The organism is Corynebacterium mendelii, from assembly GCF_017307055.1.
In the GTDB taxonomy this organism is placed as follows: Bacteria; Actinomycetota; Actinomycetes; order Mycobacteriales; family Mycobacteriaceae; genus Corynebacterium; species Corynebacterium mendelii.
Window position 1 is genome coordinate 612,126 of the sequence record NZ_JAFLEQ010000008.1, and the last position, 12,823, is coordinate 624,948.

Consider the following 12,823-nt stretch of genomic DNA (forward strand, 5'->3'; position numbering starts at 1 on the left):
TGGTGTGCGGCTTTTGCTGTTTCTTTTTTGTTTCGGCTCCCCGGGCGGGGATGACAACCAGCGGGCCGCTCCGGCGGGAAAGCTGCGGGTGGGTTCGGCCCTTTTGTCATGTACCCTTTGCAGGGGATCACCCCATGCCGGTCCAGAATCGGCCGGCTAGCGTGATCCGGGCTTTCATGAAGGCTTGACACAAAAAACAGACAGTTTCCTACGTTTACGACAGCAAGGCAGGACCATACCCATGGGCGAGTTCATTTACACCATGAAAAACGTGCGGAAGGCGCACGGTGACAAGGTCATTTTGGACAACGTCACCATGATGTTTTACCCGGGCGCGAAAATCGGCGTCGTCGGCCCCAACGGTGCCGGCAAGTCGTCGATTCTGAAAATCATGGCGGGCATCGACCAGCCGAGCAACGGTGAAGCATTCATCGATCCCGGTAAAACCGTCGGTATCCTGCTGCAGGAACCGCCGCTGAACGAAGACAAAACGGTACGGGAAAACGTCGAGGAGGGACTCGGCGAAATCTTCCAGAAAAAGCAGCGCTACGAGCAGATTGCCGAGCAGATGGCCACCGATTACTCCGATGAGCTGATGGAGGAATTCGGCAAGCTGCAGGACGAGCTCGACCATGCCGACGCCTGGGAGATTGACTCGAAAATCGAGCAGGCCCTCGATGCGCTGCGCTGCCCGCCCGGCGATGAAGCCGTCACCCACCTCTCCGGTGGCGAACGCCGCCGCGTGGCCCTGGCCAAACTGCTGCTGTCGGAGCCGGATCTGCTGCTTCTGGACGAGCCGACCAACCACCTGGACGCCGAATCCGTGCTGTGGCTCGAGCAGCACCTGGCCAAATACCCCGGTGCGGTGCTGGCCGTCACCCACGACCGCTACTTCCTCGACCACGTCGCCCAGTGGATCTGTGAGGTCGACCGCGGCAAGCTCTACCCCTACGAGGGCAACTACTCCACCTACCTGGACACCAAAGCCAAGCGTCTGGAAGTCGCCGGCAAAAAGGACCAGAAGCTGCAGAAGCGCCTGAAGGAAGAACTTGCCTGGGTGCGTTCCGGGGCCAAGGCCCGGCAGGCGAAAAATAAAGCCCGTCTTGACCGCTACGAGGAGATGGCCGCCGAAGCCGAGAAATACAAGAAACTCGATTTCGAGGAAATCCAGATTCCGACCCCGCCGCGGTTGGGTGCCCAGGTCGTCGAGGTGGAAAACCTGGTCAAGGGTTTCGACGGCCGGACGCTGATCAAGGATTTGAGTTTCACCCTGCCGCGCAACGGCATTGTCGGTGTCATCGGCCCCAACGGTGTCGGCAAGTCGACGCTGTTCAAAACCATTGTCGGCCTGGAACAGCCCGATGACGGTGTGGTGAAAGTCGGCTCGACGGTCAAGCTCAGCTACGTCGACCAGAACCGGGAGAACATCGACGGCGAGAAAACCGTGTGGGAGGTCGTCTCCGACGGGCTGGACCATATTGTGGTCGGCCAGAACGAGATGCCCTCGCGCGCCTACCTTTCGGCTTTCGGTTTCAAAGGCCCGGACCAGCAGAAACCCGCCAAAGTTCTCTCCGGCGGTGAGCGTAACCGGCTGAACCTGGCGCTGACGCTGAAGCAGGGCGGAAACCTGATCCTGCTCGACGAGCCGACCAACGACCTGGACGTGGAAACCCTGTCCAGCCTGGAAAATGCCCTGCAGCAGTTCCCCGGTTGCGCTGTGGTCATCTCCCACGACCGGTGGTTCCTTGACCGCACCTGCACGCACATTCTCGCCTGGGAGGGCAACGTCGCTGAGGGCCAGTGGTTCTGGTTCGAAGGAAACTTCGAGGAATATGAAAAGAACAAGGTTGAGCGCCTCGGTGCGGAAGCCGCCCGCCCGTCCCGGGTCACCCACCGGAAGCTGACCCGCCCTTAAAAACCCCGTTTTCAGACACACCGATTTTTTCCGCCCCGCCCTGCCCGTGCTTGTCGTCGCACCACCGGCAGGGCGGGGTGCTGCTGTTGTACCGCCAGACCTGTGGATTGTGGTGGCCGGGTACGCCTCCCCGCTTTGTCCACCTGTGGCGGCATAAGCCGGGACGGCCCGTGTTATTTGCGGCTGTGAGCCTGACACGCTCATGTTGGTTCCGGCACCGCCGACGGGGTAGAACTGTGGCATGTCCTGCCCCGCCTGTGACTGTCGGGGTAGTTTGGATATTCAACCGCCACGATTTGAAAGGGCTTAGATGGATTCCTCATCCGGGGCCACCCACCTGCACACCACCGAAGTCCACGTCAGGTGGTCGGATTTCGACAGATTCGGGCATTTGAACAACGCCGCCTACATTGAGCTGGCGCAGGAAGCGCGCAATATTTTCGCCGTGGAGGAATTCATCGGCCGGGGCCTGGACGTTCCGGCCGTGTTCATCCGCTCGCTGGAAGTCGAGTATTTCAAACCGATCCTTCCCGACACCACCAGCGTGGTGGTCAAGACCTCGGTCACCCATGTGGGCCGCACCTCGTTTACCACCACCCAGGAGATTCTCGACCGGGAAGGCCGGGAATGCTGTGTGGTCAAATGCGTGCAGATCGCCGTTGATCTGGCGACCTCCAGCCCGCGGGAGATCACTTCCTCGGAGATGAAAATTCTCACCCAGGGCCGGTTCGACGGCAGCCAGACGGTGGCCACCCGCGACAGCGACGGCACCCCCTAGTGTGCCCGGTCCGTTGTCCCCATCCGCCAGCGGGTTTTTAAAACAATGGGACAACGGAAAAAGCCGCCCCGGCACCGCCGGGATACCGCAGCCGGAGTGCCGGGAACACCGAGCCGGCACGTGAACACACAAAGGGGCGTGATTTTCCACCCATGACTACTGATCACCTGGCCATCAGCGATGGCGTTCCGGGCCTTGTCGCCCTGCTGCAGCGGGCCGCGTCAATCAACCCCATGTCGGTTGCGCGGGTGGTTGCCACCGACCGGACCCGCAACCCGGCCGATACCCCGCAGCCGCTGGATGTGTTTGTCACCACCCCGTTTCAGGTTCTGGTCTCCCGGCGGGTCACCGGAACCATCAGCCGGGACGGTGCGGTGTGTGCGGTGGCGCAGTTGGCCGACAAACTCGGTGACACCGGTGCCGACGGTTCGGTTCGGATGGACCTTGACAGCTGTGACGCCAGTTGGCCGGGGGCGGTGCCGCGGCCTGCCGTCTGGCAGGAAATCGATACCCTTCCCGCCAGTGTGGTCGCCGACCTGTCGCAGCAGGGCAAAAACCTGGCCCGGCAGTTTTCCGGCCCGATGGGCCCGCCGGCGTCACTGATGGACCAGAATGTGCTGACCGTGACCGGAAACGGGCAGACCACCGCCATCCCGATGCGCATGATTTTCGCACTGACCAATTTCGGGCTGATCCCCGGCAACGGGGCGGCGGTGAGCATTCCCCGGCATATCCGGGTCGCCACCGCCGGATCCTGGCAGCGTATTGATGCCGCTTTCGGCTCCGCCTACCGCACCAGCGCACCCGGGGTGCTGAGCCTGCTGACGTGACGGCAGGTTGAGTGCCGGTTGTCCTGGTGCGGCGGGTTGGGCACAAAAACAACCCCGCACCCCCACCGGGGACAGTCCGGGTGGCGGGGATGCGGGGGAAAATAAGCGGCGGCGGTGTTCCTAGCTGCCGGTGCCCGGGTTGATGCCGATACCGTTCGGGTAGGGGGTTTTGATCCCGGCTTTCGCCAGGGCGGGAATGATGCGGGTGAGCAGCTGGCGCTGGATGTACCACTGCTGGCCGGGGATGACCTTCAACCGGACCCGGATGGTCATGTGGTCCGGCTTCATGTCGGCTACCCCGTCCATCGTCGGCTCCTCGTCAAGCACATACTCGCTGAGCAGATCGCTGGCGGCCACCTGCTTGACCGTGGCCAGAATGACCTCTTCGGCGGCGTCGACATCGTTGTTCAGGCTGATCGGCACATCCAGACGGGCGGTGGCGAAACCCTTGGTGGAGTTGCCGACGGTGGTGATCTGTCCGTTGCGGACATACCACAGGTTGCCGTCGACATCCCGCAGTGTGGTGATCCGCAGGGAGACGTTTTCGACGGTGCCGGAAATATCGCCGACCTGAATCCAGTCGCCGACACCGTACTGGTCCTCGATGAGCATGAAAATACCGGTGATGAAGTCCTGCACCAGGGACTTGGCGCCGAAACCGATGGCCAGACCAAGAACACCGGCGCTGGCCAGAATCGGCCTCACTTCAATACCGAACTCGGAGAGAACACCGATAAATGCCCAACCCCAGATGAGAATCGCCAGGGTGGAACGGGCAACCGCGGACAAGGTGTTGATCCGTGATTCGCGCCGCATCCGGTCGGCGGCAACTTCTTTCGGCAGTGGGGCTTCGCTTGCGGTGTGGGGGGAGAGTTTTTTCGGATCCCGGTTCAACTGGTGGCGGGCGATCCGTTTGATCACAATCGAGGCAATCGACTGCAAAACAATCGCGATCACCACGATCACGGCGACACTGATGGTGTGGCTGACCGCGTTGCTGGTGAACTGCTCGGGTTGGAACACGGGGGTGGATACTGTCGTGGCGGGGGCTGCTAGTTCAATCATCGCCATGCCAGGGTACACAGTCACCACAGGTTGGACAATCAACGGAACAATCGCGGAAAAGCGGGGGAATTTCCTGTTCCCTCCACCGCGTGGGACCACAGGGCTGCAGTTCCGGATCCCGTGCGCCGGCCACATCCGCCGGTGTCGGCCGGGAGGGCGGATAAAAGCCGCTCACCGGTGGCTGCGGGGGAAGCTGTGCCGCCCACTGCCGGGGTTGTCCCGGTGGAGGGGAGGGGATGTGACCGACATCAGGGGGTCGGCTGGTGTGCGGTGTCCCGGATGCGCGGCCATTCCCCGGTGGGGTATTTTCCGGCTACAGTTGCAGTATGCATGAACTTCCTGTTGCAGTAGTTACCGGCGCCACCAGCGGTATCGGCCGCAGTGTGGTTGATGAACTCAAAAAAACCCACCGGGTGTACGCCCTGGGGCGCAACCAGCGCGCGCTGTGGGAACTTGACCGGCACACCAATGTCACGGCAGTCGAGGTTGATCTGCTTGACGCCCTGGTGGGCGGCGCGGAATCGGAGGGACTTGCGCAGCTGCGGGCATTGCCGAAAATCGATGCGCTGATCCATTCGGCGGGGGTGGCCAGGCACGGGTCCCTGCAGGACGCCGGAATCGAGCTGTGGCGTGAGATGGCGGATATCAATGTGCTGGTGCCTGCACTGCTGACGAAAATGCTGCTCGACAGGTTGAAAGCCGCGGAAGGCACGGTGGTGTTCGTCAATTCCGGTGCCAGCCAGAAACCCGCCCCGGGGATGGGGGTGTACGCCGCCACCAAGAGTGCTCTCAAAGGCCTGGCCGACACGTTCCGGGTGGAGATCGCGGGTCACGGTGTCAAAGTCACCACCGTCAGCCCCGGGCCGACCGATACCCCCATGCAGGAGAAGCTCGTTGCCGAACGCGACGACACCTACATGCCGGCGCACTACATTGCCCCGCAGGAAGTTGCCGAAGCTGTCGCGGTGGCGGTGCGGGCCGGGTCCTCGGTCCAGTTGACCGACATCAATGTGCGGCCGCGCATTGAACTGTCCGACCGGGATGACTAGTTTTTCCTGTCCCCGTGCCTGACATGCCGCCGGGGGAGCGGGTTGGTAAACGACCTGCTCCCCCGGCGGCTTGTGCGGCGTATGCGGAAATCTTTTTTTCAGCTTCCCCCAACCGGCGGATACCCCACTGGCCGGTCAGTTCATGCTGCCGGGTGCAGGCGCCGGGGCGCCGCCGGTGGCGGCGCCAGCCGTTGCGCCGGCGGGTGTGTCCGCGGCAGGGCGGGCAGCCGGGTCGGTGTCGCCGGGTGTGGCCCGGCGGCTGCGGGTGCCGGTGGCAAAAAGTGCCCGCTGATCCCACCAGTCCGGGGAGCGGGGGATCGCCAGATGGATGCCCAACGCCAGGGTCACCATCGCCGACAATGCGGCCACCAGGGCGACATCGCCTATTCCGTTGGCCCAGTTTCCCACTGCCGCCTGCATCTCCACCTGGGTGTCCAGGCTGATCAGGTTGGGCAGCCAGCTGGTGCCGCCGGTGGATAAAAACAGCAGGCCGATGGCGATAAACAGCAGACCGGAGGCGATCTGTGTGGTGGTGGTTGACAATGGCCCCAGACGCACCGGTTTGCCGCGCAGCCAGTGCGAGGATCCGATATCCAGCCCATCCCAGAAAGCGGCCAAAACAAAAAGCGGCACTGTCATTCCCAGCGCGTACATGGCAAGGATCACCGCCCCGTAGAAAGCACTGGCGGTGACAGCCGCGGTGGTCAGAACCGCGCCGAGAACGGGGCCTGCGCAAAAGCCGGCGAAACCGTAGACACAGCCGAGCAGGAATATCTGCACCACCCCGGTGCCGCGGACTTTTCCCGACAGTGTCGACAGGCCCGGGATGGCGAAGCCTTTGCCCGCGAGCGCGATGATCCCGAGCACGATCATGACGGTGCCGCCAACGGTGACCATCAGACTGCGGTGGGCGGTAATCGCCGCCCCGGCGGCACCTGCCCCCATACCCAGCGGAACCAGGATCACGGTCAAACCGGCCCAAAAAACGACGGTGCGGCTGATCAGTTTGCGTTTGGCGGAAAACGCCGCGGCGAAAAACGCCGGCAGCAGCAGTGCCGAGCAGGGGGAGAGGATCGACAGCACCCCGCCGAGGAATGCGCCCAGTAAACCAATCGAGATCACTTGTTGTCCGCGTCTTTCGGTGTGGTGGGAACAACCTCGCCGCGGGCGACCTTGTTCAGCTCGTCGGTGATCAGCTCCACGAAGGTCTCGGTCGGCTGCGCCCCGGAGATGAAGGTTTCACCGACAATGAAACCGGGGGTGCCGGTGATACCGATGTTGGAGCCGTATGCCCGGGCTTCGGTGACCACGTCGGAATATTTCTCACCGGTGGCATCGGCGCGGAAGGCATCAAGGTCTTCCACCCCGGCTTCGGCGGCGTAGCGGACGAAATCGTCGATGGTGTTGTTCGGGTGGCCGTTTTTGCTTTTCTCCTGGGAGAACAAAATCTCCTGGAACTGGAAGAACTTGCCCTGTGCGGCGGCGGCCCGCCCGGCTTTCGCCGCGGCCACCGCGTTGGGGCCGTTGATCGGCATGTCGTTGAATTCCAGGCGCACCAGGCCTTTCCGGACGAACTGGTCCATGATCACCGGTTCGGTCCGGTTGCGGAAACGCGCGCAGAAGGGGCATTCGAGATCGGAGAATTCACTGATGACCACCGGGGCATCCACGGCGCCGACCGCAAAAGGATCGGCTGGGTCACGGCGGTGCACGTTGAGAATGTCCGCCCGGGTGTTCAGCGGTCCACCCGGCCCGAAGATCAGGGCGTTGTAGCTTCCGTCAGCCCGGGCGACAGGCGTAGCGGTCATGGTGCCGGGTTGAAGTTTTCCGCTGGCCACAAGCTCGTCGACGCTCATCCGGTCGGCCGCCGGGGTGTCGGTGGCGGAGGCGGGTGTGCGGGGGGAAGCGGCATCATGCGGTTGGTCATCGCCAGACGACCCGGCGGATCCGGAGGACCCGGCTGCCGCACTGTTGAGCGCATCTGTGAGTCCCGCTGCTTCCAGGGTGGTGGTCACCCCGTGCCGGTTGCCGACCACATAACCGCCGAAAGCGGCGGTGACTGTGAGCATGAGCACGAATGCCCAGGCGGCACCGGGTACGCGGGAAAAACCGGTGACTTTCTCCGGCGGGCGGGCAGTCTGTTCCTCGGGGGTGGCCACCACCTGGGGATCGGTGGTGGCGTCGTCCGCCGCCGGGGTGGTCGGGGTGGGGTTGTCGCTCACAGGCAGGCCTTTGCTTTGACAGAAGGAAAAAGAAGGTGTGTCGCACTGGTTAGCCTGACACACCCGGGGAGGGCATTGTTTCGGGTGCCCACTGTCAGCGGCGGGCGCCCATCGGTGCCGCTGCGCTCGGGCGGATACCAGGCTAGTGGCCGGCGGGCGATCCACCCAACCCGGCGCCGCGGAACCGGTGGGGAAAAGACAGCAAAACCCCGGCGCCGGTGACGGCTGTGCCGGTCACCCGGCGCCGGAGGTGGTGCTTGCTCCGGCGCTCCGGTGGGGTTGTTTTTCCTACCGGCCGGCGTCGACTGCCCGGTTGCGCAGGCTGCGGGCCACCCGGTCGCGGCCTTCGGCGATCACCCGGCGCAAACCACCGGGAAGATCGTGGCCCAGAAGTTCATCGGCGCGGGCGATGGTGTCTTCTGTGACATCGTCGACCGGGAACAGGGCGGTCAAGGTGGCAAGCGCCATCTCCGGGGTCTGGTTGGCCCACACTGATTCGGCGCGGCGGAAATAGTCCGGTGCCAGCCGGTTGGTCAGATGTTGCGATCCGGCATGGTGGTAGCCGGCGATCTTGTGGCGGATGCACAGATTCGACAGGTCGCAGTCATCGGTGGTGACCGCATCGAAGATGGCTTTTTTGTGCTCCAGATGCGGGATTGCGGCATCGGCGGCCCAGGCGAAGTTCTGGCCTGTGGCAGACCGGTCGCGGGTACGCTCCTCGGCGATGGCCTGGTCCGGGTCGTCGATCCTGTCGGCCGAGATCAAACCGGCCAGCGCCATCCAGCGCAGTTCAGCATCGACTTCGATGCCGGGGAAGGGGGCGCGGTCGTCAAGGATGTCACGCATGACTTTTTCCAGTGGTGCGGTGACCTCCAGCTCCAGGGCGCGTTTGACGATCGCCAGCTGGTTGTCGTCACCGGTGGCCGGGTTGTGTGCGGCCTGCAGCAAAGCGGTGGTGACAAGCTCCAGTCCCTCGGCCTTCACCCACGTGCGGTCGGCGTAGGCGTCCAGGGCATGGGTGACCTGCAGGGTAACTCGTTCCACCACCGAGGATTCTGTTTCGGTCGGCAGCGCCCGGGCAGCCAGGGAGATGAAATCGCGTGCTTTCATCTGCCCGTCACGGGTCATCTCCCAGGCGGCCGACCAGCACAATGCCCGCGGCAGCGGCTCGGCGATATCCTGCAGATGGTCGATGACAAACTGCTTGGAATCCTCATCCAGCTGCATCAGGCAGTAGGTCAGATCATCGTCGTTGACCAGCACCAGGTCGGCTTTGGTTTCCCCGACAAGGCTGGCGACATCGGTTCGTTCGCCGTCGATATCCAGCTCCACCCGCTTGTAGCGGGTGACGGAACCGTCGTCGTTTCTCGCGTACAGCCCAACCGCCGTGCGGTGGGTGCGCAGCCCCCCGTCACCGGGTTGCGCCCCGGTCTGGGTGATGGCGAAGGAGGAGTAGGTGCCGTCATCGGCGACCGTGAATTCGGGGGCCAGCGTGTTCACCCCGGTGGTTTGCAGCCACTGGGCGGCCCAGTCGGACAGATCCCTGCCGGAGGCTTTCTGCAGTGAATCCAGCAGATCGGCGAAGGTGGCGTTGGAGGAAGCGTGGGCGGCGAAATGGCGGCGCACCCCGGCGAAGAATTCCTCCCGGCCGACATAGGCCTGCAGCTGTTTCAACACCGAGGCGCCCTTGGCGTAGGTGATGCCGTCGAAGTTCTGCTCCACGGTTTCGATGTCGCTGGCATCCGCCGAGATCGGGTGGGTGGTCGGCAGCTGGTCCTGCTGATAGGCCCATGATTTCTCACCGTTGGCGAATGTTACCCAGGCGGTGTCGTATTCGGTGTTTTCCGCCTGTGAGATCGTCGCCGCCCAGGTGGCGAAGGATTCGTTGAGCCACAGGTCATCCCACCACTGCATGGTCACCAGATCGCCGAACCACATGTGCGCCATCTCGTGCAGCACCGTGTCGCAGCGCCGCTCGTAGCGGGCCCGGGTCGTCTTCGAGGTGAACACGTATTCGTCGCGGTGGGTGACACAACCGGCGTTTTCCATCGCCCCCATGTTGAACTCCGGCACAAACGACTGGTCATATTTGCCGAAGGGGTAGGCCATGCCGAAATTGGCGTGGTAGAAATCGAAGCCCTGTTTCGTCTCACGGAAAAGCCGCTCGGTGTCCATGTGTTCGGCAATCGACTGCCGGCAAAACAGTCCCAGCGGAATCTCGATCTGGCCTTCCGGCTGCCCGGCCGGGGTTTCCGGGTGGTGGGTCAGCTTCCCGGTCCACACATCGCGGGCCTCGTAGTAGTCGCCGACCACAATGGCCACCAGGTAGGTCGACAGCTGGTAGTCGATCGAGCAGCGGTGCACTGCGGTGGTGTCCAGCTCCTCAACTGTCTGCTCGGCATTCGAGATGACCTTCCATCCCCGCGGGGTGGTCACCGTCAGATCGTAGGTGGCCTTCATATCCGGCTGGTCGAAACAGCAGAACATGCGCTTGGCGTCGGCGGTTTCGAACTGGGTGTAGCAGTAGACCCTGTCATCGGCCGGATCCACGAAACGGTGCAGTCCCTGGCCGGTCCGGGAATAGATGCAGCAGGCGTCGACAACCAGGGTGTGCCGGCCTGCGGACAGTCCGTCCAGCAGGATGCCCTGCTCCTCGTCGTAGCTGCCCCGGTCGGTGGCCGCAACCGCTGAGGCGGTGATGTCGGTGCCGTCGAGAACAACCGAGGTGACCGACTCAGCCCGCAGATCAATAAAGGTCGAGCAGTCCTTGAGCGCCTCGAAGGTGATGGTGGTCACCGAGGGGAAGGTCGTCTCCGACACACTCAAGTCCAAATTGATCGAGTAATGGCTGACGCGGATGGCGGCTGCCCTGGCGCGGGCTTGTTCACGGGTGAGGTTGGTCGATGTCATGCGGTTTCTTCCGGGCCTTTCAGTAGGTTTTTCACAATAAGCTGGTGCCGTCACTCCGGCAGGGCGGTGTGCCACCCTGCCGGAGTGACGGCCGCATACGACCAACTGTATCGGTCCGGCCACCGCCACCGGTGACGCGGCGGGTCATCCGGGTTTCAACCGGGGCCGGGTCAGCAGCTCCCCGTCGGCGGTGGTGCGTGTTTTTTCAAAGCCGCAATCAGACACCTGACCGGCAGCGCCGGTTTTCACCCCATCTCCCACCGCGTCACCGGTTCCGGCGGCCGGACCCGTGGGTGAAACGGTAATGTCGGGGCTGGATCCTGGGTTGTGGAAAACACCGGAGTCAAAAACCGGCAGCTTTGCAACCTGCACCAACAACAAAGAAAGAAGGACCCGTGAGCGAGAAAGTCACCTTCTGGTTCGACGTCAGCTGCCCCTACTGCTGGATTACCTCCCGCTGGATCAAGGAGGTGGAAAAAGTCCGGGACATCGACATCGACTGGATTCCGATGAGCCTGTACGTGCTCAACGAAGGCCGTGATCTGCCCGACAACTACCGCCGCCACATCGACTCCACCATCTACCCGGCACGCATTTTCGCCTGGGTGAAAAAGAACCGGCCGGAAAAAATCGACGCCCTCTACACGGCACTGGGCACCCTGGTGCACACCGACGGCAAAGGAAGCCCCGATTCCTGGGAGCACAACCGGGACCTGGTCAGTGACGCGCTGGCGGAATGCGGACTCGATGTCGAACTGATCGACATCGCCGACGACGAAGCCATCGATGACACGCTCAAGGCCTACCACGCCACCGCCATGGACGAAGTCGGCGACGACGTCGGTACCCCGGTGGTCAAAGTCGGCGGAACCGCGTTCTTCGGCCCCGTGCTCACCCGGATTCCCCGCGGCGAGCAAGCCGGCAAAATCTTCGACGGTGCGCTCCTTTTGGGAAGCTACGACCACTTTTTCGAGCTGAAGCGGTCCCGCAGTGAATCCCCGGTTTTTGACTGAACCGGTCACTTTTTCCCCGTCCCCGACACAGCGGTCAGACGGGGAGATACCCCACCCACTCCCCGGCGCCCGTGGGCTGGCAGTCCATCCGGCCTGCCGCCCCACGGGTGCTGCCGCAGGTGGCCTGGCCGGTGGGACAACCACCGCCCCGGCTGGTGTGGGCCGGGCAGCGGCCGGGCCGCGCGCCGGGGAACAGTCACAGCAAACGCCCCGGGGAACAGTCACAGCGGGCGCCCCGGAGACAACTGTTCGGTAAAGTTTGTGGCATGCGCATTTACCTTGGAGCGGACCATGCTGGGTTCGACATCAAAGAAGTCATCAAACGCCATCTTCGCGATCAGGGACATGAGGTTGTCGACTGCGGTGCCCACACCTACGACGCCGCCGATGATTACCCGGCTTTCTGCATCACGGCCGCCAAGAAAACCGTCGCTGACCCGGGTTCGCTGGGAATTGTCATGGGAGGGTCCGGTAACGGTGAACAAATCGCCGCCAACAAAGTCGCCGGTGCCCGCTGTGCCCTGGCCTGGTCGGTGGAAACCGCGAAACTGGCCCGCGAACACAACAACGCCCAACTGATTGGCCTGGGCGGGCGGATGCACTCGGAAGCCGAGGCACTGGCCATTGTTGATGCCTTCATCGAACAACCCTGGAGCGAGGAACCCCGCCACCAGAACCGGATCGACATCATCACCGAATTCGAAAACTCCGGCGATCTGCCGGAGATCCCGGAAGCCACGTAGCAGATCTTTTTCCATCCGGCGGCCGGCACGGTTGCCCACCCGCCGGACATGAGCCGTCCTCCTGGGGTTTTCCAACCGGAAAAGCCCGGGAGGACGGCTTCATTATGTGGCTCAACGGGGGTGGACCCCCGGGCGTTTTTAAGCTTCACGGTACGAACCGGGTTATCCCCGCTCCCGTCGGCCGGACCCTTTGTTCGGTGACGGTGCCGCCGGCTGCTGCCCGGGATGAGGCGTGGCAGTGAAAACACACCGCTGTTTCCGGCGTTTCCCCCGGTTGCCGTCATGGGTTTACAACCAC

10 protein-coding genes are annotated in these 12,823 nt (G+C 63.2%); 6 read left to right on the forward strand and 4 right to left on the reverse strand.

The features are described from left to right. Positions 1–241 precede the first annotated feature (241 nt). From ettA to JZY06_RS05920, 3 genes are all read left to right on the forward strand, one after another. Positions 242–1,915 carry an energy-dependent translational throttle protein EttA gene (ettA, locus tag JZY06_RS05910; RefSeq protein ID WP_207119115.1) on the forward strand — a complete coding sequence of 558 codons (1,674 nt, stop codon included), beginning with the start codon at positions 242–244 and terminating at the stop codon, positions 1,913–1,915. Positions 1,916–2,225: 310 nt separating this feature from the next. After that, positions 2,226–2,693, forward strand: coding sequence for an acyl-CoA thioesterase (locus JZY06_RS05915; RefSeq protein WP_207119117.1), 468 nt, complete (start codon positions 2,226–2,228; stop codon positions 2,691–2,693). Between the two features lie 152 nt (positions 2,694–2,845). Continuing rightward, positions 2,846–3,523, forward strand: a complete 678-nt coding sequence (locus JZY06_RS05920; RefSeq protein WP_207119119.1) for a hypothetical protein — start codon at positions 2,846–2,848, stop codon at positions 3,521–3,523. Positions 3,524–3,643: 120 nt separating this feature from the next. Here the strand turns inward: JZY06_RS05920 and JZY06_RS05925 are convergent, their stop codons facing one another. Further along, positions 3,644–4,612, reverse strand: a complete 969-nt coding sequence (locus JZY06_RS05925) for a mechanosensitive ion channel family protein (RefSeq protein WP_207119121.1) — start codon at positions 4,610–4,612, stop codon at positions 3,644–3,646. Positions 4,613–4,914: 302 nt separating this feature from the next. Between JZY06_RS05925 and JZY06_RS05930 the strand changes: the two genes are divergently transcribed. Beyond that, positions 4,915–5,637, forward strand: coding sequence for an SDR family oxidoreductase (locus tag JZY06_RS05930; RefSeq protein WP_207119123.1), 723 nt, complete (start codon positions 4,915–4,917; stop codon positions 5,635–5,637). A 135-nt stretch (positions 5,638–5,772) separates the two neighbouring features. Here the strand turns inward: JZY06_RS05930 and JZY06_RS05935 are convergent, their stop codons facing one another. The 3 genes from JZY06_RS05935 to pepN form a co-directional block, all read right to left on the reverse strand. After that, the gene (locus JZY06_RS05935) at positions 5,773–6,759 is read right to left on the reverse strand and encodes a cytochrome c biogenesis CcdA family protein (RefSeq protein ID WP_330617141.1); all 987 of its coding nucleotides are present in this window, start codon (positions 6,757–6,759) and stop codon (positions 5,773–5,775) included. Next, the gene (locus tag JZY06_RS05940) at positions 6,756–7,859 is read right to left on the reverse strand and encodes a DsbA family protein (RefSeq protein ID WP_330617142.1); all 1,104 of its coding nucleotides are present in this window, start codon (positions 7,857–7,859) and stop codon (positions 6,756–6,758) included. Before JZY06_RS05940 ends, JZY06_RS05935 begins: the two co-directional genes overlap by 4 nt. A 288-nt stretch (positions 7,860–8,147) precedes the next feature. Continuing rightward, a complete protein-coding gene (gene pepN, locus JZY06_RS05945; protein ID WP_207119125.1) occupies positions 8,148–10,769 on the reverse strand; it encodes an aminopeptidase N in 2,622 nt (873 codons plus the stop codon). Between the two features lie 395 nt (positions 10,770–11,164). Between pepN and JZY06_RS05950 the strand changes: the two genes are divergently transcribed. Beyond that, positions 11,165–11,782, forward strand: coding sequence for a mycothiol-dependent nitroreductase Rv2466c family protein (locus JZY06_RS05950; protein ID WP_207119127.1), 618 nt, complete (start codon positions 11,165–11,167; stop codon positions 11,780–11,782). Between the two features lie 266 nt (positions 11,783–12,048). After that, positions 12,049–12,525, forward strand: coding sequence for a ribose-5-phosphate isomerase (locus tag JZY06_RS05955; RefSeq protein ID WP_207119129.1), 477 nt, complete (start codon positions 12,049–12,051; stop codon positions 12,523–12,525). The last annotated feature ends 298 nt before the right edge of the window (positions 12,526–12,823 follow it).